This is a genomic window from Fructobacillus parabroussonetiae (assembly GCF_018437265.1).
Lineage (GTDB): Bacteria > Bacillota > Bacilli > Lactobacillales > Lactobacillaceae > Fructobacillus > Fructobacillus parabroussonetiae.
On record NZ_JAAMFL010000010.1, the window covers coordinates 81,052 to 98,528 of the forward strand.

The 17,477-nt window shown below is 46.8% G+C and carries 15 protein-coding genes, 6 tRNA genes and 1 pseudogene; 3 read left to right on the forward strand and 19 right to left on the reverse strand.

The genetic code is table 11. The features are described 5' to 3' along the window. Positions 1-138: 138 nt before the first annotated feature. Together G6R30_RS05855 and G6R30_RS05860 are read right to left on the reverse strand one after the other, a co-directional pair. On the reverse strand, positions 139-966 hold the full coding sequence (locus G6R30_RS05855; RefSeq protein WP_213822504.1) for a helix-turn-helix transcriptional regulator: 828 nt from the start codon (positions 964-966) through the stop codon (positions 139-141). Positions 967-1,486: 520 nt separating this feature from the next. Continuing rightward, positions 1,487-1,558 (reverse strand) — tRNA-Glu (locus G6R30_RS05860). Between the two features lie 233 nt (positions 1,559-1,791). On the opposite strand from G6R30_RS05860, the gene G6R30_RS05865 reads away from it, so the two are divergent. Beyond that, positions 1,792-2,688: an ABC transporter ATP-binding protein gene (locus tag G6R30_RS05865; RefSeq protein WP_213822507.1), complete on the forward strand. Its 897-nt coding sequence runs from the start codon at positions 1,792-1,794 to the stop codon at positions 2,686-2,688. After that, the gene (locus G6R30_RS05870) at positions 2,681-3,922 is read left to right on the forward strand and encodes an ABC transporter permease (RefSeq protein ID WP_213822510.1); all 1,242 of its coding nucleotides are present in this window, start codon (positions 2,681-2,683) and stop codon (positions 3,920-3,922) included. Before G6R30_RS05865 ends, G6R30_RS05870 begins: the two co-directional genes overlap by 8 nt. 68 nt (positions 3,923-3,990) lie before the next feature. Here G6R30_RS05870 and G6R30_RS05875 read toward each other — a convergent pair. Further along, positions 3,991-5,706: pseudogene (locus G6R30_RS05875) on the reverse strand (ABC transporter permease/substrate binding protein). Beyond that, positions 5,699-6,895 carry a quaternary amine ABC transporter ATP-binding protein gene (locus tag G6R30_RS05880; protein WP_213822513.1) on the reverse strand — a complete coding sequence of 399 codons (1,197 nt, stop codon included), beginning with the start codon at positions 6,893-6,895 and terminating at the stop codon, positions 5,699-5,701. Before G6R30_RS05880 ends, G6R30_RS05875 begins: the two are co-directional and overlap by 8 nt. Positions 6,896-7,063: 168 nt before the next feature. Here G6R30_RS05880 and G6R30_RS05885 point away from each other — a divergent pair, with 168 nt between their 5' ends. After that, positions 7,064-7,693: a GntR family transcriptional regulator gene (locus G6R30_RS05885; RefSeq protein ID WP_213822516.1), complete on the forward strand. Its 630-nt coding sequence runs from the start codon at positions 7,064-7,066 to the stop codon at positions 7,691-7,693. Between the two features lie 28 nt (positions 7,694-7,721). Here G6R30_RS05885 and G6R30_RS05890 read toward each other — a convergent pair whose 3' ends face one another. The 15 genes from G6R30_RS05890 to G6R30_RS05960 all read right to left on the reverse strand — a co-directional run bounded on the left by G6R30_RS05890 (position 7,722) and on the right by G6R30_RS05960 (position 17,398). Further along, positions 7,722-9,068 (reverse strand): glucose-6-phosphate isomerase, encoded by a 1,347-nt coding sequence (locus G6R30_RS05890; protein ID WP_213822519.1) that lies wholly within the window; start codon positions 9,066-9,068, stop codon positions 7,722-7,724. Between the two features lie 92 nt (positions 9,069-9,160). Beyond that, positions 9,161-10,486 carry a D-alanyl-D-alanine carboxypeptidase family protein gene (locus G6R30_RS05895; RefSeq protein WP_213822523.1) on the reverse strand — a complete coding sequence of 442 codons (1,326 nt, stop codon included), beginning with the start codon at positions 10,484-10,486 and terminating at the stop codon, positions 9,161-9,163. Beyond that, positions 10,479-11,573 carry a sensor histidine kinase gene (locus tag G6R30_RS05900; protein WP_213822525.1) on the reverse strand — a complete coding sequence of 365 codons (1,095 nt, stop codon included), beginning with the start codon at positions 11,571-11,573 and terminating at the stop codon, positions 10,479-10,481. Before G6R30_RS05900 ends, G6R30_RS05895 begins: the two co-directional genes overlap by 8 nt. Position 11,574: 1 nt before the next feature. After that, positions 11,575-12,264, reverse strand: coding sequence for a response regulator transcription factor (locus G6R30_RS05905; RefSeq protein ID WP_213822528.1), 690 nt, complete (start codon positions 12,262-12,264; stop codon positions 11,575-11,577). Position 12,265: 1 nt separating this feature from the next. Then, complete coding sequence (locus G6R30_RS05910; RefSeq protein WP_213822531.1) at positions 12,266-12,979, reverse strand: DUF1129 domain-containing protein; 714 nt, start codon at positions 12,977-12,979, stop codon at positions 12,266-12,268. Between the two features lie 22 nt (positions 12,980-13,001). After that, positions 13,002-14,102 carry a redox-regulated ATPase YchF gene (ychF, locus tag G6R30_RS05915; protein WP_213822544.1) on the reverse strand — a complete coding sequence of 367 codons (1,101 nt, stop codon included), beginning with the start codon at positions 14,100-14,102 and terminating at the stop codon, positions 13,002-13,004. A 20-nt stretch (positions 14,103-14,122) separates the two neighbouring features. Next, positions 14,123-14,332, reverse strand: coding sequence for a DUF951 domain-containing protein (locus G6R30_RS05920; protein ID WP_213822546.1), 210 nt, complete (start codon positions 14,330-14,332; stop codon positions 14,123-14,125). Beyond that, positions 14,332-15,234 carry a ParB/RepB/Spo0J family partition protein gene (locus tag G6R30_RS05925; RefSeq protein WP_213822548.1) on the reverse strand — a complete coding sequence of 301 codons (903 nt, stop codon included), beginning with the start codon at positions 15,232-15,234 and terminating at the stop codon, positions 14,332-14,334. The genes G6R30_RS05920 and G6R30_RS05925 overlap by 1 nt, the downstream gene beginning before the upstream one ends. Beyond that, the gene (locus G6R30_RS05930; protein ID WP_213822551.1) at positions 15,227-15,991 is read right to left on the reverse strand and encodes a ParA family protein; all 765 of its coding nucleotides are present in this window, start codon (positions 15,989-15,991) and stop codon (positions 15,227-15,229) included. The genes G6R30_RS05925 and G6R30_RS05930 overlap by 8 nt, the downstream gene beginning before the upstream one ends. A gap of 21 nt (positions 15,992-16,012) precedes the next feature. After that, entirely contained in the window at positions 16,013-16,729 is a 717-nt protein-coding gene (gene rsmG, locus G6R30_RS05935) for a 16S rRNA (guanine(527)-N(7))-methyltransferase RsmG (RefSeq protein ID WP_213822554.1), read from the reverse strand. A 137-nt stretch (positions 16,730-16,866) separates the two neighbouring features. Beyond that, a tRNA-Leu gene (locus G6R30_RS05940) sits at positions 16,867-16,950 on the reverse strand. Positions 16,951-16,976: 26 nt separating this feature from the next. Further along, a tRNA-His gene (locus G6R30_RS05945) sits at positions 16,977-17,049 on the reverse strand. A 2-nt stretch (positions 17,050-17,051) separates the two neighbouring features. Then, positions 17,052-17,125: transfer RNA gene (locus G6R30_RS05950), tRNA-Trp, on the reverse strand. 102 nt (positions 17,126-17,227) lie between these two features. Beyond that, positions 17,228-17,300: transfer RNA gene (locus tag G6R30_RS05955), tRNA-Val, on the reverse strand. A 7-nt stretch (positions 17,301-17,307) separates the two neighbouring features. Continuing rightward, positions 17,308-17,398, reverse strand: a tRNA-Ser gene (locus G6R30_RS05960). Positions 17,399-17,477 lie beyond the last annotated feature (79 nt).

A 17,477-nucleotide genomic window follows, 5' to 3' on the forward strand; every position in this document is an offset into this window, starting at 1 on the left:
AAAATAGAACTTAGTGTTTCAGCCATCACCTTCTTGCCTATCAAAAAAAGCCACCGTCCTCACTGTGACTTATATATCAGAACACAAAACGAATTCTTTTTTCAAACACACTCAACATATCAGCCCAACTTTAAAAAACTAATTTGCCGAACCTTCATTATCATCTGAATCGTTTTTTCCAAGCTGTTCTTTAATTCCCTCCGTCAAGCCGCCATTGTTAACACGAAAACCAGAAACGTGCTTCTTTTTCTTAATTTTTTTAACTTCTAAGCCGTGAACTTGATCTTGAAATGTCCCCTTTTCGTTCAAGTAGTCATCCCAAGATTGAAGATCGTTTTTCGTTAACTGATTAACCGAATTGCCAGGAACAATCCGCGCGACTTTTACATAAGATCCCTTATGAATAACCATGACGTATGGATCTTGATAACCAGTGTTCACACCTGTCATTAAACTCAGCTTCCACCACTCGGTTCCCATTAAATTATCAGCAAACCATGCGGTCCACTTACCATTTCTGGTCCGCATGGATTTTTCAATCACAGCATCTGATGGCATCTTTGTATAAGCTGTTTGATAGGATAAAAAAGGATTCATTCTATCAATAGTATCGACTCCGTTCGTGTAGCCAAAAGTCAGCAGAGCAACCCACAAGAAAAAGGCACAAATAATTGTTGATAAAATAACGGTTGTTTTCTTATACCACTTCTTCTTCTTACGATCACCATCCACTCGATTAGCAATCGTGTCATCTTTTTTTGTCATTTGCTCTTCTCCAAACACTAGTTTTTCGAAAGAGAGGCCAAAAAGCTGACTCAGTTCACGCAAGACATCCAAACTCGGATAATTCTTACCACGCTCCCAGGTCGATACCGTCTGCCGGCTGACATGGACTTTGTCCGCTAGTTCTTGCTGGGTTAAGGAATGTTCTTCGCGTAATCGTTTAATATCTGCTTCGAAACTCATCTCTTTCTCCTACCATTAAAGTCATTTTGCACTCTTAATACTAGCAAGAAAGACTAGCCATTGAAAAGCAAGCAGGACTAGCATCGCCGATTTTATTCTTTTAAGGAAGTGAAAAAGAAAAAGCCACCGTCCCCACGGTGGCTTTTCGGAAAGGATGAATCCATTCACTCATTACTATAGCAACGTTATTTTAACACGAAATCAATTCAGATAAGCAAAATCATTTCAGTTTATTTGTAAGGAGAATAATGACTCACTACGTATAACTATTTTGAAGTAAAACGCCTTTTACGGCACTGGAGTTAGGTGCCGGGAAAGGAGGATTCATGACAGCATTCATTACTATAGTACTCGATTTGCTCCAAAGCCTAGCAATCCAACTACTCGTTGCCTTGCTACTAGCTCAAGTCGAGAAGTGGTTGTCGAACAATAAGGATGACTAACCACACACGCCTCGCCTCCCCAGCGGGGCTTTCTTTTAAAAATAAAAACCCTCTACCCTAGTAGAAGGTTTTTCATATAGCCCCAGAGGGAGTCGAACCCTCGACTTCGGCCTGAGAAGCCGACGTCTTAACCACTTGACCATAGGGCCATCAAATTAGCACTACATTAGTTTACTAGATTCTATTGAGTCGGTCAAGATTGCAGGGACGAATTGAGAAAATATTTTACAAAGCCTTCCCATATGACTTTGCCATTCGAAAAACAAAATCCTAAGAAAAAGGAAAAATCCCCTCAGCCATCCTCTTAATTACACTCTTCACGTATAATGATGGTAAATGGGTATAAGATGCATCCCCTCAATTGTAATAAAGGAGCAGCACAATGATTACAGTTTCACACCTGAACAAGACATTTGGCGACCATCAAGCTGTTGATGATTTGTCTTTTTCGATTGAAAAAGGCGAAGTCCTCGGTTTAATTGGACAAAACGGCGCGGGTAAAACCACGACTTTTCGCATGATCTTGGACTTCATCGCAGCCGATTCCGGCGCCATAACTTGGGATGGCCAACCAATTTCAGAAGCACAACGAAGCCAAATTGGCTTTCTGCCAGAGGAACGTGGCCTTTACCAAAAAGAGTCGATTGAAGAACAAGTCCTCTATCTTGCCGCTCTTCACGGCATGGACAAGCAGGCGGCCAAGGAAGCACTGAACGATTGGATGAATAAGCTCCAAGTCGTGGGGCAAGCCAGTGATCTGGTTCAGACTTTGTCAAAGGGAAATGCCCAAAAAGTCCAAATGATTTTAGCCCTCATTTTCAAGCCAACCTTCATTATTTTAGACGAGCCCTTTTCCGGCTTGGATCCAGTCAACGCCGGTATCTTCATGGACACAATCAAAGAATTGAAGAAGCAAGGTGCCATGATCATCTTCTCCTCTCACAACATGGATAACGTGACCGAAATCTCGGATCACCTCGTGATGTTGAAGAAGGGCCGGACCGTTCTTCAAGGTGAAGTCCAAGCCATCCGGGAGTCCTTTGGTCGCACACGCTTGTACGTGGAGGCACCGAACTATTCAGCTGCCGATTACGCCGGCATGAAGGGCGTTGAGCGCGTTGAGCAGCAGGGTGCTGGCTTCCGACTTTATTTGCAAGACGAAGAAGCCGGTCATGCCATTTTTGATGAAGTGACCAAAGATGGCTATATTCCAGCCTTCTCCCAACAACCACCAACTCTAGCTGAAATTTTCAAAACGGAGGTCATGGCCCATGAATAAACAGATTCCACTTGTTGCTAAGCACACCTATTTGAGTCGGATCAAGAAAAAGTCCTTCTGGTGGCTACTCGTCGCCCCCTTCGCCCCTGTCCTTGTTGGCCTCGTGGTGGGACTTGCCGTTTCTTACTTTTCTTCTGACAAAACTGCCAATATCGCGGTGATTGCCCCAGCCGAAACCCGGCAGGCAATCAAGCAAGAACAAAAAGACCTCAAGTTACAAGTCAACGATCAAGTCGATGAAAAAGCCGCCAAGAAATCCTTGGAAAAAGAAGACATTGACGCCGTTTTGATTGTCAAGAACGATCAAGGTACACTGCTGACACAACCAAAGTCCGAAGAGGTTGATACCAGTAAGTTAAAGAGCTTTTTGAGCAGCTTGGCCCTGTCCGAAAAAGCAGCCAAGTACAAGCTAACGCAGGCCGAAGTCGCGGACTTGAAGAGCCCCTTCCAGTTAACCTCAAAAGTTCAAGACAAGAATCAAAGTAAGGATTCCGAGGCTGCTGATACTGTTAAGCAGATGCTGACGATGGCCATCGGCGTTCTGGTCTTCATCATTGTCTCGATTTACGCCTCCATCATTGGAAACGAAATCGCCAATGAGAAGTCCTCTCGTATCATGGAGACGCTCTTAGCCGCATCCTCAGCTAAGGCACAGTACTACGGTAAGATTATCGGGGTCGCCGCCCTTTTGCTCACACAGATTAGTATCTACGTGATTGCTGGTGGTGCCGCCGCACTTCTATCGGCCAATGCCTCCTGGGCCAAAGTCGTCGCGCCTTACCTTTCGGCTTTGACACCAGGCTTCTGGTTCTTTACGCTCGCCCTAATTATTGTGGCCACCGCTTCCTATTTGGTTATTGCGGCCATCGCGGCTTCATTAGTCAACGATCAGAGCCAGATTGCACAGGCCATGACGCCCGTTTCCATGCTGTCCTTGATTCCTTACGTTGTTGCCCTTTCAAGCTCCGCAACATCTGGTAGCAACACCTTTGTCAAAGTCTTGTCCTACATCCCCCTGATGGGCCAGTCAATCATGCCAAGTCAGCTAGCAAACCATTATGCTAGCTGGTGGCAGGCCAGCCTCTCGCTGATTCTTGCCATTGCTGGTTTGATTTTCTTACTCCACTTCGGTTTGCGCCTCTACAAAAAGAACGTGCTCTCCTATTCAGATGAAAACATCACCAAGCAATTAATCGCGTCCATCACACCAAAACGTTTCCGTACTAAGAAATAATGGCGCTCAAAAAACATTAAAAAGAGGAGCAAACCTTTCGGTTTGCTCCTCTTTTTTTATTCAATCAATTACTTAAACCAAGCATTCACTTGACTCTTGTGTGAACTAATCCAGTCATCAGCAGCCTGTTGAGCAGACTTACCATTTTGGATTTCCAACATGACGGACTGCATGTCATCTTGGCTCCAGTGGAAGTTCTTCATGACTTTGTAAACGTCTGGGTTGGTTGACTTCAAGTTCTTACGAACAACCGTATTAATCGATTCTTCTCCACCCATCGTCTTCTTTGGATCATCCAAGAACTTCAAGTGGTACTTGTTAAACATCCAGTGTGGCGTCCAACCAGTCACAACGATTGGTTGCTTTGCCTTATAGGCCTTATCCAAGGCAGCAGGCATGGCACCAGATGACGAAGCCGTTAGCTTCCAACCATTCAAGTTGGAGTAAGTATCAATCGTCTTCTGAGCGGCGGTCATCACACCGGCACCCGCTTCGATTCCGACGATTTCCTTGTTGGCTTGATTGTTCAAGTCCTCAATCGAGTTAACGTCCATGTAGTCCGGCACAACTAGTCCCAAACGAACACCCGTCAAGTTCTTACCAAGAACATCGACTTGGTTCTTATACTTTTGGTACATGGCCTTGTGAGTATTTGGCAACCAAGCAGAAACTGTTCCATCAATTTGCTTGTTGGCAACAGACTGCCAGTTCACCGCATTATCCAAAGGTGTCGTCGTCACGTTGTAACCGTGTTGACGCATGGCTTCAGCCAACACATTGGTCGAGGCAACTTCGGAATCCCATTCAACGTATCCCAGGGTGACTTTTTTACCCGATTCCTTCGCTGCTGTAAAAGTCCCAACGACACCAGAGATGGCGAAGATGGCAACCATTACCTAAGCGGCAATCTTTCGCCACTTTGGCAACTTAGGCGTTGTCACGGGGTCCGTGTTCATCTTTTGAACGAAACGATCGATGATGATGGCCAGGATAACCAGCGCGATTCCGTTTACGAAACCAGCACCAACATCCGCGTGTTGTACGGCGGAGAGGACACCACGACCAAGTCCTGGTGCACCAATCATTGAGGCCGTCACAACCATTGACAAGGCCAACATGATTGTTTGCTTTGAACCGGCAATAATGGAAGGCTTAGCGGAAGGCAATTCCAACTTCACCAACTTTTGCCAAGTCGTTGAACCGAATGAATCGGCTGCTTCAACCAATGATTCTGGCACTTGCTTCAAGCCCAGGTAGGTGAAGTTCACAACTGGAGGCAAAGCAAAGATGACAGAGGAAAAGGTTCCGGGTACCATTCCGATACCAAAGAAGGCAACGGCTGGAATCAAGTAAACGAAGGCTGGCATGGTCTGCATGAAGTCCAAGATTGGCTTCACAACGGCGTAGGCCTTTTGTGACTTTGACGTCCAGATTCCCAAAGGAATTCCGATCACCAAGGAAACAATTGATGAAGTCAACACCAGGGTAATCGTTTGCATCAAATCTGACCACAAACCTTGGTTGGCAATCAAGGCCAAACCAAGAACGATCAAGGTTGGCAAACCATAACGCTTTGGCGTTGTCAGCCAAGCGATAAGGGCAAGGGCGATAATAAAAATGGGTTGTGGAATCGCTGACAAAAAGTTTGTCATCGTATCCATGAAGGTTTGACCCGCGCTTTGAATGGCATTAAAGAAGCCAGACCAATTCTGAGTCAACCAATTAACACCATCTGACACCCATTGGCTCAATGGCAATTTAGCAATGGAAAATAAACTAGGCATTTTCTTGTCCGTCTCCTTCCGTTTGTGCTAAGGCTTCAATCACGGCACCACGAATAATAATACCGTGCAACTTCATGTCATCATCGACAACCGCCACTGGTGTGTGGGCATCGTAAATGATGGTCATGATATCAGCCACGAGGGTGTCTGGCTTAACCGTTGGCATGTCAGACATCACATCGCGAAGCGACAAGTTCTCGCGACGAGCCTTAACGGCGTTATCAGAAGTGATGTAGCCAGCGAAGCGACGCTTGGCATCGACGGCAACCAGACCAGAAACCTCTTCTTCTTGCATCCGGTGCAAGGCGACGTTTGGTCCGTCAGAATCAACGTTAACCGTCAAACCAGGGAACATGATCGATTCGGCGTTCAAAACCTTTGAACGGTCCACGTCTTCCACGAAGTTTTCAACGTAATCGTTTGCAGGGTTCGTTAAGATTTCTTCACCCGTTCCGATCTGTTGCAATTGACCATCCTTCATGATGGCAATGCGATCACCCAAACGAAGGGCTTCGTTCAAATCGTGGGTAATGAAGATAATGGTTTTTTGAACATTTTGCTGAAGGTCCAACAGTTCGTCTTGCATTTCATGACGAACCAAGGGATCCAAGGCAGAAAAGGCCTCGTCCATCAGCAAGATATCCGGATCATTGGTCAACGCACGGGAAAGTCCGACACGTTGTTGCATACCACCAGAAAGCTGGGATGGGTATTGATCCTTGAAAGAAATCAACTTTGAATTTTCCAAAGCCTTCTCAGCACGAGCCTTCCGCTCTGCTGCTGGAACACCCTGAATTTCCAAACCGTATTCCGTGTTTTCCAGAATCGTCCGGTGTGGGAAAAGGGCGAAGTTCTGGAAGACCATCGACATTTTCTTACGACGAATGTCTAACATTTCCTTCTTGTTATAGTGGGTGATGTCTTTTCCGTCTAAGATGATTTGACCTGAAGTCGGTTCAATCAACCGGTTCAACAGACGAATCAACGTCGATTTACCTGAACCAGAGAGACCCATGATCACGAAGATTTCCCCTTCGTTCACTTCGAGGTTAATGTCATAAACACCAACCGTCGAGCCAGTCTTTTCAAAGATCTCGTTCTTAGACTTATTTTCCTTAACCATCTTCAAAGCAGCTTTTTGCTTCTTACCAAAGATCTTGGTTAAGTGCTTGATTTGCACTTTTGGCATAAATCCTCCTATAAGTTGACTATCTTATTAATTTAAAATAAACTAACAAGTGACCACCTGTTAAAAACGACAGATGGGCAATAGTGACCACCTACTATATTACAGGGATTGGCACTTTTGTCAAATGAAGATTAAAACGAAAACGACTTTGTTAAAGGATTTCACAAGATGCCTAAAATCAAAGAACCCCGCTATCATAAGATTGCGCAAGACATTGCCGAGGCAATCGTTAATAAAAAATTCGAAGTTGGCCAAAAACTTCACGCACGCTCGACTTTGGCAGCGACCTTTGGGGTTTCAGCTGAAACGGCACGAAAAGCCATCTCGGTTTTAGCTGATTTAGACATCGTCAAAGCCGTTCATGGATCAGGGGTCGAAGTGCTCTCCCGTAAAAAAGCCGTCGAATTTCTTGCCCAGGCTAAGGAATCACGCAATCTACAAGAAACAAACAGCGAAATCAAGAAGATGATTGCCGAGCAAAAACAAGGCCTACTGGCACTCGACCAATCCTTTTCCCTTCTACTTGACCAAACCCAGCGGGTCAGTCAGCAAAATCCTATGTCCCCCTTTGAGTTCATCCCAAAGGCTGACTCGAGCAAACTCAATCAATCGATTGGCTCGCTAAACGTCTGGCAAAACACCGGCGCGACCATCGTGGCGATTTTACACGGGGACGATTTGATTCTGTCGCCTGGTCCCTACGCCAACATTTTGCCCGGCGATACCATTTACTTTATCGGATCTGATAAGACCGTCGAAGCCATGCAGCAGTTCTTTGATAGTTCGACCACAGATTAAAAAAGCAGGCCAATGGCCTGCTTTTTTATTACTTTTGTAAACGATCACGGTAGGCTTTGCTTTGGCTCTCGTAGCCAGGCTTACCTAAGAGGGCAAACATGGCCGTTTTATAAGCTTCCACGCCAGGTTGGTTAAAGGGATTAATGGCAAAGAGATAGCCCGAAATTGCCACGGCCATTTCGAAGAAATAAATCAATTCGCCCAGACTGGCTTCGTCTTGCTTGGCCACACGAACCGCCATGTTTGGCACACCACCATCAATATGAGCGAGAACCACGCCATCGGCGGCTGTTTGATTGACTTCATCCAGGGTCTTACCTTCTAGATAAGCCAGGCCATCCCCGTTCTCAGCCATTTTTGGCACGGCCAGGTCTTCTGCTACTTGGTTAATTCGAACGACCGTCTCAAAGAGATTCCGGCGGCCTTCTTGAATGTATTGACCAAAGGAGTGCAGATCCGTCGAATAGTTAGCAGACGAAGGATAAATGCCCTTTTGATTCTTACCCTCGGACTCGCCCATCAGTTGCTTCCACCATTCACCAAAGTACTGTAAGGAAGGCTCCCAGTTGGCCAAGATTTCGGTCGTATAGCCCTTATCATAGAGAATCCGTCGACTCGCCGCATAAAGAAGCGCTGGGTTCTGACTAAGCTCCTTTGACGCATAATACTGCTCAGCTTTGGCTGCACCAGCTAGCAAAGCATGAATGTCCACTCCAGCGACTGCTAGTGGTAAGAGGCCAACTGCCGTCAACACGGAGAAACGACCGCCAATCCCGTTTGGTACAACGAGATTATCATAGCCAGCCGCCGTCGTTTCTGCTCGCAAGGTTCCCTGCTTGGCATCGGTCGTTGCAATGATTCGCTCGGACGCTTTCTCTTTTCCATAGCGCTTAATCAAAGCTTCTTTGAAGAAGCGAAAGGCCAAGGCCGCCTCCGTTGTCTGACCGGACTTTGAAATAACGTTCACGGAAAAGTCCTGGTCGCCAATAACACGAAGTAACTGGCGCAAGGCCATGGCAGATAGTTGATTACCAGCAAAGTAAACCTTCGTCTCCGAATCACTGGCAAGGTCGTTGTACCAAGGCGATTTCAGGAAATCGAGGGCCATTTTGCCACCCAAATAGGAGCCACCAATCCCAATCACCACCAAAACCTTCGACTGGCCCTGCACTTTTTGGGCCCGTCGTTGAATCTTTTCTTCTTCGGTTGGATCAAAGGTCGAGGCCCAGTCCACCCAGTCCGTATAGGCCGAACCAGCGCCTTTTTTTTCAAAAAGCAGTTCCTGGGCGAAAGCCAATTGAGGCTTTAATTCCTCATACTCCTCTTTCTTAATAAAGGGGGCGAGGCCGAATGAATCGAATTGAATAGCGGTCATTTTGCTTCCTTTCGCGTGTTTTCTTACCCTCATTATAGCATTAGTCAAAAAAGAAAGGATTTGTTTAAAATTAATAAACAAATCCTTCTTTTTTATTCATTATCAGTTGGTTGACCCGCTAATTCAAGGGGGATTTCCTTTTGACTCTCACTCGTACCAGACAAGTATTTAGCCTTAAAGTTAACCGCAATGTGGGCAATGGTATCCGTTTCGGTACCAGCCGGTCTTTGTTGAAGCGTTGGTGATTCCATTAACTTCAACGTCTTCTTCGACTTGGTCCAGAAGGTCGTTAACTTGGCAACCTGCACCTTGGCTCGGACTTTTTCATCCTTAATCGCCAATGTTGACACCCCTGACAAAGTCGTACCCGCCTTGTAGTCATGGGCCTGCCAGTCATCCAAGACCTGACCAACCATGTCAACGGTCTTCTGGAAGCGTTCGGTCTTATCCGTGTAATCAGCGGCCCCGTTAATGACCGTTAAGAACAAGTGGCCGTCCTGATCTTTGACGATTCCTGTGTAGGAGGCGCCGGATTCAGGTGTTGATCCAGTCTTCAATCCGATCAGCTGCAGGTTCTTTGGATTATCCAAGTTCGCCTGCATATTGGCAAAGGAGCTACCAAAGTCGGATGCCTGCGTGACTTTGGCATTGTTCTTCGTATAAGTCAGGTTGGCCGAGTTCGTTAACGTCAACAGGCTAGGGTCCATGTCGACAATCTTTCGAGCAATCATAGCCACTTGACTAGCAGAGGCATGGTTATAGGCCGAAGAAGAAGCCGAATCAATCTCGTTTGCAAAGGCATCGCCATTCTTTTGCCCGGCCCCGTTGTACCATTCAGACCCCGTCAACTTGAGATCTTTTGCAAGGGCTTGCAAGGTCGCCTGATCCTTCGACTGGTCGCCTGAAAGATAGGTCACCAAAGCAAAGGCAGCATCGTTTGCCGAATTGGTAAACATCGCCCAGTAAAGATCCTTGACCGATACCTTATCCCCCGCCTTGATGGAAAGGTGGGAATAAAGGGAATTATTCTGGCTGGACAAGTCCGCAGAAGAAGGAATCGTCACCTGATCGGTCCACTTGATCTTCTTTTCATCAATGGCCTTTAACACTCCATAGGCCACTAACATCTTGGACTGTGAGGCGATCGCCACCTGTTTGTCGGCGTTCTTTTCACCCAGAATCTGCCCCGTCGTCAAGTCGACCACGAGTGCTGACTTGGCATCAACGGAGAGCTTAACCGGCTGTTCGGTCTTGGCCGTTGTTTGGACGACCGTTTGGTGCACCTTTGGCCAAAAAACCATGGTAGCGGCTGCAATGGCCGCAACGACCAAGGCAATCGCGGCCCAAATCATATGGGAGCGCTTGTGGCTCTTTTGGTTAACCGCTTGAAATTGCGGTGCTTTTCTTTTCTTAGGCATGAGACGATTCTTCTTTTTCTTGTTCTTTTGGCAAAGTCAAAATGAAGGCGGTCAACTCATCGGTTGACTCCGCTCGTACTTGACCATGGTGTTTATCAATCACACCCTTCACGATGGAGAGGCCTAAGCCTGTGCCCCCCGTCTTGGTGTTTCGGGAAGACTCCACGCGATAAAAGCGATTAAACAATTGATTAAGTGAGGCACTTGGAATGGCCGGGCCATCGTTGACGACGCGAATTTCAATTTGGTCAGATGACTTTTCCTGTGCGGTCAGTTTGATAAAGGAAGCACCCTGACCGTACTTTAAGGCGTTTTCAACAAGGTTGATCAACACCCGGGCCAACTTTTCGGAATCGCCTGCCATCACGATTAATTCGGGTGCCAGTTGGGTTGTCAGGCGAATGCCCTTCTTTTCTGCCTCAACCGCATAATTGGCCAAAACCTGATCGAAAAGATCCCCCAGTGAAAAGTCATTAATATTCAATGAGATTTGCGATGACTGCAACTTAGCAAATTCAAAGAGGTCCTCCACCAACATTTTCATCTGGTTGGCCTTATGATAGGCCGTTTCCAGATACTTCTGCTGGTCTTTTTCTTGGAGAACCTGGTTGGGGGCAACCACTAAGCCCAAATACCCAATAATGGCGGTCAAAGGCGTCCGGAGATCATGGGAGATGTTGGTCATCATCTCCTCTTTCGAGGCAGCTTCTTTCAGCTGTTCTTGATGATCTGCTTCAAAACGGGCCTGCGACATGTCAAAGAGTGCACGCAACTGCTGATCAGCAGGCTGGCTTTTCTTCGGCAAAGCTGCCGAATCATCACCATTGTCAATCAGCGTTTGCCTTAAGTCATCGCGTAAGTGAATCAAACGAATTTTTTTACGACTTTGAAAGGCAATGGCCAAACTGGCTAGGAGAAATAGGAAGGCAGCAAAAAGGCAAAAAGAAGGCCAACTCGTCCATAACGACCAGCTGGGCCTTACTTTTAAAAAGTCAAAAAAGAGAACCCCGGCCGCAGCCAGACTAAAGGCAGCGGCTAGGATTTCTTTAAAGATTGCCAGACTAATAATTGTTGCTTTTTTACCCATCTTAGTTCACTTCGATTTTATAACCAACGCCCCAAACGGTTTGGATGACTTGGTCACCACCCGTTGCTTCTTCCAACTTGTCACGAAGGTGGGAAACGTGAACCATGACCGTTTTAGCTGAGACAACGGATTCCTGCTGCCAAACACGTTCGAAAATATCGTCGGCAGAGAAAACCCGGTTCGGGTGCGAAGCCAACAGATAAAGAATACCGAATTCAAGGGCCGTTAGGTTGACAAGTTCGCCACTGGCCGTCTTCACATCGTGTGAATCCTTGTTAATAACCAGTGAAGCAATGGTCAAAACATCGGGCTTTTGCTCTTGAACGGCGTTTTGTGAACGGCGAATCAAGGAACGAATACGGGCCATGACTTCCAATGGATTGAAAGGCTTGGTCACGTAATCATCAGCACCTGAAATCAACCCTTGGATCTTGTCCATGTCCGAAGACTTAGCTGAGAGCATCAGGATGGGCATGTGCGTGTCCTTGCGGACTTCTTTCAAAACATCAAAGCCCGTCATGTTTGGCATCATGATATCCAAGACCATCAGTGCGATGTCTGGGTTGGTATTAAACTTCGACAGCGACTCTTTCCCGTCTTTTGCAATCAACGGTTCGTAGCCTTCGTTTTTTAAATAAATCTCGAGTAATTCAGCGATCTCTTGATCGTCATCAACAACTAAAATTTTCATGTTAGCCTCGCTTTTCTTCCTCTTGCTTCAGGCGTTCTTGCTGTGCCAGCTTTGAAATGGCTAAAAGGCCACCCTGCTTCATGCCGGCCTGCTTGCGGTTAAGCAAGTAAAGGGCAAAGGCAATGAAGAAGAAGATGGCATTGCCAACAACGGGCAAAATCGGGTTAATCATACGTGGTAAGTAGAGAATCAAAGTGAAACCGGCAATCCAAAGAATGGCCACGATAATTAACAACAGCCAATTTGGTAGCCGCTTTTTATCCGCTGCATCGGCCTGGTTACCAGGGACCAAGCGCTGCATGGCCTTTGTATAAATCACGCCACCCCAAATAGATAAGAAGAGAACGGAGGTAATCCCGATGCCTTCCGATCCAGCCTTTGAACCAGAAAAGCCCATCGTCACCGTGAAAAAGCCGGTTAAGAACATGATCAAAACAAGGGCCGTATCCGTTGCCAAGAAGGCAAAGGAGTAGTCATGAAAGCCCTTCGCCAAGCGAACGGGATTCAGATACTTTTGCAGTGCCTCGGCCGGTGAGCCAAAAAGTTGGGCAGCCGTGTGGCCAAGCTTTTGACCATCGGCCAACTTTTCTTCGACTTCACCCAGAATGGCTTCTTTCTCTTCTTCAGAGATTTTGTCGCTATCAGCCAATCCTTTGTTCAATCGGAAAAGAAAGTCCTGGTTCTTCTTTGTTAATTTGTGTTCGACTTGTGTCATCGTCTCACCTTTTCTCTATTTATTAAACGTTGAAGCGGAATTCAATGATGTCGCCGTCTTGAACGACGTATTCCTTACCTTCTGAACGCAATTTACCCGCTTCCTTGACAGCTTTTTCGGAACCGTACTGATCCAAATCAGCAAAAGCAAAGGTTTCGGCACGAATGAAACCACGTTCAAAGTCGGAGTGAATCACACCGGCTGCCTGGGGTGCCTTGGCACCAGCCTTAAAGGTCCAGGCGCGGGTTTCTTTTTCACCCGCCGTAAAGAAGGTCCGCAAGTCCAACAAGTGGTAAGCCGAGCGAATCAACTTGTTCAAACCAGGTTCGCTGACACCTGCCAATTCAAGGTAATCAGCCTTTTCATCATCGTCGAGCTGTGCGATTTCTTCTTCTGCGTTCGCTGACAAAGCAATCACTTCGGCGTTTTCGCTATCCGCAAAGTCCTTAATTTGCTGATAATATGGGGAATTTTCAGGATCCGCCATATCGTCTTCTGCAATGTTGGCCACGTAGAGCGTTGGCTTTGAAGTCAACAAGAAGAGCCCCTTCACAATCGCCTTTTCTTCATCTGAAAAGTCAATCGAACGAACGGCTTTTCCAGCCTCCAAGACAGGCTGAATTTTCTCCAAAACAGCGGCTTCCGCCTTGGCTGCTTTGTCGTTTCCCTTGGCTTGTCGAGCGACTTTGGCATAGCGTTTCTCAACGGATTCCAAATCGGCCAAAATCAATTCCGTGTTAATGGTATCGATATCATCGAGTGGATCGACCTTTCCGTTAACGTGAATGATTTCATCGTCGTCGAAGGCACGGACAACCTGAACAATCGCGTTTACCTGACGGATGTTTTCCAAGAACTTGTTTCCAAGCCCTTCACCCTTCGAGGCACCCTTCACGATACCGGCGATGTCCGTAAATTCAAAAGTCGTTGGAACGACTTTGTCAGCCGGAATCAGCTCTTGAATTCGTGCCAAACGATCATCCGGCACTTCAACAATGCCGACGTTTGGCTCGATGGTGGCGAAAGGATAGTTGGCCATTTCCGCCCCGGCCTTTGTGATTGCGTTAAATAATGTTGATTTCCCAACGTTTGGCAAACCTACGATACCAGCTGTTAAAGCCATGTGATTGTCTCCTCTTTTGACTAATCTTGATTCTCATCGGCCTTCTTCAAGACCTTTTTTAACCGTTTATCGAAATTAAAGCGGGTCAACATGATGGTTCGTTGACAAGCCGAGCAAGTTAATTTGATGTCGGCCCCCATTCGATTAATAATCCAGGCGTTTGTCCCACAGGCGTGGGGCTTTTTCATCTCCACAAGATCACCCAAATCGTACTCTTTTTTCAAAACCATTAGTCGACCTCGATTGCGAGAATTTCCATGATTCGTTCCAAATCACGCGGTGAAACGTAATTAATTTCAATCTTTCCAGAGCCCTTTTTACCAGCGTTCACCTTGACTTTGGTACCGAACTTTTCTTCCAAGCGCAGGGCCAAGTCATCAGCAAATGGCGAAGACTTCTTCTCCGCTTTCTTCGGCTGGTCGCCTTGGTTGGCCTTTTTAACAAGGGCCTCAACCTGACGAACATTCAAGCCTTCCTTCAAAACGGTGGACAGTACACTGTTCAACTGTCCTTCTTTTTCCAGTCCGAGCAAGGCACGGGCCTGGCCCATGGAGAGCTTGCCGGCTTGAACCAATTCTTGTACCTTATCCGGCAATTTCAAGAGTCGCAGGGCATTGGCAACCGTTGTCCGTTCCTTGCCGACCCGATCAGCCAGTTTCGACTGCGTGAGGTCGAGCTGCGCCATTAAGTTGGCGTAAGCACGCGCTTCTTCAATCGGATCCAGGTTGTCTCGTTGCAGGTTTTCAATCAATGCCAAAGTCGCCATGGTTTCATCGTTGGTCTCCCGCACAATGGCCGTGATGTTGTTCACGCCAAGTGTTTTGGTGGCACGAAAACGACGTTCCCCAGCAATAATTTGGTACTTAGCACCGGCCTTACGGACGATAATTGGCGTTAATAGACCATTTTCCTTAATGGACTGGGCCAATTCCTTGATTGAGTCTTCATCGAAGTGCAAACGAGGTTGGAAAGGGTTGGCCACAATCTTAGCCAAGGGGAGGTCGACGACTTTTTCACTGGCATCAGCCGTTCGTGTAATTGCCTTCGAATGTTCGAGCGCTTGCTTGGAAATGCCATTGGATCCAAAGAGCGAGTCCATGTTCTTTCCTAAGCCACTTTTTTGCTTAACCATATTGTTCGATGACCTCCTTTGCAAAGTCGGTGTATAAACGGGCACCCGGTGATTTCGGATCAAAGTCGATGATCGCCTGGCCGTATGATGGGGCTTCTGACAAACGGACAGAACGTGGAATAACCGTTTGGTAAACGCGATCTTCGAAGTATGAGCGAACCTGTTCGGATACTTGCTTTGCCAGGTTGGTCCGGCTGTCATACATGGTCAACAGGATGCCCGCCATTTCAAGTTCAGGGTTCAAGCCCTGACGAACCAATTCAATCGTGTTGATTAATTGACCCAGCCCTTCAAGGGCGTAAAATTCCGTTTGTACCGGAATCAAAACGGCATCGGCTGCAGTGAAAGAATTAATGGTCAAAAGCCCAAGCGATGGCGGATTGTCAATGATGACATGATCATATTGCCCCTGGACCTTGCTTAAAGCATGTGACAAACGGTACTCACGTTCTGCCATATCGACCAATTGGACTTCTGCTTCCGAAAGCTGAATCGTCGTTGGCAAAATATCGAGGCCTTCTGTTGATGAAGCCATGATGGCCTGCTCGACTGGAAAGTCCTGCACCAACACATCGTAAATATCATGCTCAAGCGTTGACTTGTCCACACCAACACCGGAAGAAGCGTTCCCCTGTGGATCGGCGTCCACTAAAAGGACCTTCTTACCGGCCTTTGCTAAAGCCGCCGAAAGGTTAATACTCGTTGTCGTCTTTCCGACGCCACCTTTTTGATTCGCCAATGCAATAATTTTTGCCACGTTAGGCTCCTTTATGCTTGTCTAAAGCGGTTTCTTCGTAGGTGTTCCCGCTTGTCTAGGATATTTTTTAGGCGTTTTTGCCACTTTATCAACGATTTGAATCACACGCGGATCACCATTTGGTAAGGTAAATGAACGCTCGGCAACCATCTTGCCGCCCAAAGTCGCCAGAGCTTTCTGTCCAGCCGCCATTTCTTCTTGTCCAGCCGATCCCTTCATCACGAGAAACTGACCGCCAATTCGAACAAAGGGTAGCGTATACTCAGCCAAAACCTGCGTACGAGCAACGGCACGGGCCGTTGCAAAGTCAAAGGACTCACGTAAAGCACTCTCCTTGCCAAGGTCTTCTGCACGACCGTGTCGAACAGTGACGCCCTCTAGGCCCAATCGTTCGACCATCTTCTTTAAGAAGTTAACTCGTTTATTCAATGAATCAACCATGGTCACTTGCAAATTTGGCAGAGCGATCTTTAATGGAAGGGCTGGAAAGCCAGCACCTGATCCGACATCAATTAGCGTTGGTTCCCCTTCTCGAAGCGCCGGTACTTCCATTGCCAAAGTCAACGAATCAAAGAAATGCTTTAAATAAACTTCTTCTTTTTCCGTAATTGCAGTTAAATTAAACGATTGGTTAGCAAGAACCAATTCGTTAAAATAAGTCTCGAACTGGGCTAATTGCGTTTTTGAAAGGGGCAACCCCGCTTCTACCAACGTCTTTTCAAATGTTTTTTGGTCCAAAACGATCCTCCAAACCAGGCCTAAAACGCCTAGTCTACTAATATCAAGAATACCTAAAAAAGCCTTGATAATCAAGGTTCTTCCGCTTTCATTTTGCTTACAAAAAAACCCGGACAAAAGTCCAGGTTTCTTATGTATGCCCTCGGTGGGAGTCGAACCCACACGGTGTTGCCACCACTGGATTTTGAGTCCAGCGCGTCTGCCAATTCCGCCACAAGGGCAATATAAAGTATAAATACTTTATTAGGGCGGTAGAAGGGGATCGAACCCTCGCATGCTGGATCCACAAACCAGTGTGTTAACCACTTCACCACTACCGCCATGGCAGGGATAGAGGGAATCGAACCCCCATCAACGGTTTTGGAGACCGCTATTCTACCATTAAACTATATCCCTAAGATAGTATAATAATCAGTCAGAAACTGAACAACATGCTAGGGACTCGCACCCTACAAGACACTCTTGTCCATGCTGTAAAAATAAAAAAGAGAAAAGAAATGGACGCTACAGGGATCGAACCTGTGACCCCCTGCTTGTAAGGCAGGTGCTCTCCCAGCTGAGCTAAGCGTCCGAAGAAATGGAGAAGAAGGGATTCGAACCCTCGAAGCGGCGTTAACCGCTTACACGGTTTCCAACCGTGCTCCTTAAGCCTGACTCGGACACCTCTCCAAAACTCTTTTTTATCTTTATATGTACAGGCATCGCGTCGTCCTATCCTCGCAGCCAGCGTTCCGGCAACTACTTTTGG

Excerpts from the sequence above, each read along its gene's own strand:
- G6R30_RS05855 (WP_213822504.1), bottom strand. The coding sequence starts at position 966 with ATGAGTTTCGAAGCAGATATTAAACGATTACGCGAAGAACATTCCTTA.
- G6R30_RS05865 (WP_213822507.1), top strand. The coding sequence starts at position 1,792 with ATGATTACAGTTTCACACCTGAACAAGACATTTGGCGACCATCAAGCT.
- G6R30_RS05870 (WP_213822510.1), top strand. The coding sequence starts at position 2,681 with ATGAATAAACAGATTCCACTTGTTGCTAAGCACACCTATTTGAGTCGG.
- G6R30_RS05880 (WP_213822513.1), bottom strand. The coding sequence starts at position 6,895 with ATGCCAAAAGTGCAAATCAAGCACTTAACCAAGATCTTTGGTAAGAAG.
- G6R30_RS05885 (WP_213822516.1), top strand. The coding sequence starts at position 7,064 with ATGCCTAAAATCAAAGAACCCCGCTATCATAAGATTGCGCAAGACATT.
- G6R30_RS05890 (WP_213822519.1), bottom strand. The coding sequence starts at position 9,068 with ATGACCGCTATTCAATTCGATTCATTCGGCCTCGCCCCCTTTATTAAG.
- G6R30_RS05895 (WP_213822523.1), bottom strand. The coding sequence starts at position 10,486 with ATGCCTAAGAAAAGAAAAGCACCGCAATTTCAAGCGGTTAACCAAAAG.
- G6R30_RS05900 (WP_213822525.1), bottom strand. The coding sequence starts at position 11,573 with ATGGGTAAAAAAGCAACAATTATTAGTCTGGCAATCTTTAAAGAAATC.
- G6R30_RS05905 (WP_213822528.1), bottom strand. The coding sequence starts at position 12,264 with ATGAAAATTTTAGTTGTTGATGACGATCAAGAGATCGCTGAATTACTC.
- G6R30_RS05910 (WP_213822531.1), bottom strand. The coding sequence starts at position 12,979 with ATGACACAAGTCGAACACAAATTAACAAAGAAGAACCAGGACTTTCTT.
- ychF (WP_213822544.1), bottom strand. The coding sequence starts at position 14,102 with ATGGCTTTAACAGCTGGTATCGTAGGTTTGCCAAACGTTGGGAAATCA.
- G6R30_RS05920 (WP_213822546.1), bottom strand. The coding sequence starts at position 14,332 with ATGGTTTTGAAAAAAGAGTACGATTTGGGTGATCTTGTGGAGATGAAA.
- G6R30_RS05925 (WP_213822548.1), bottom strand. The coding sequence starts at position 15,234 with ATGGTTAAGCAAAAAAGTGGCTTAGGAAAGAACATGGACTCGCTCTTT.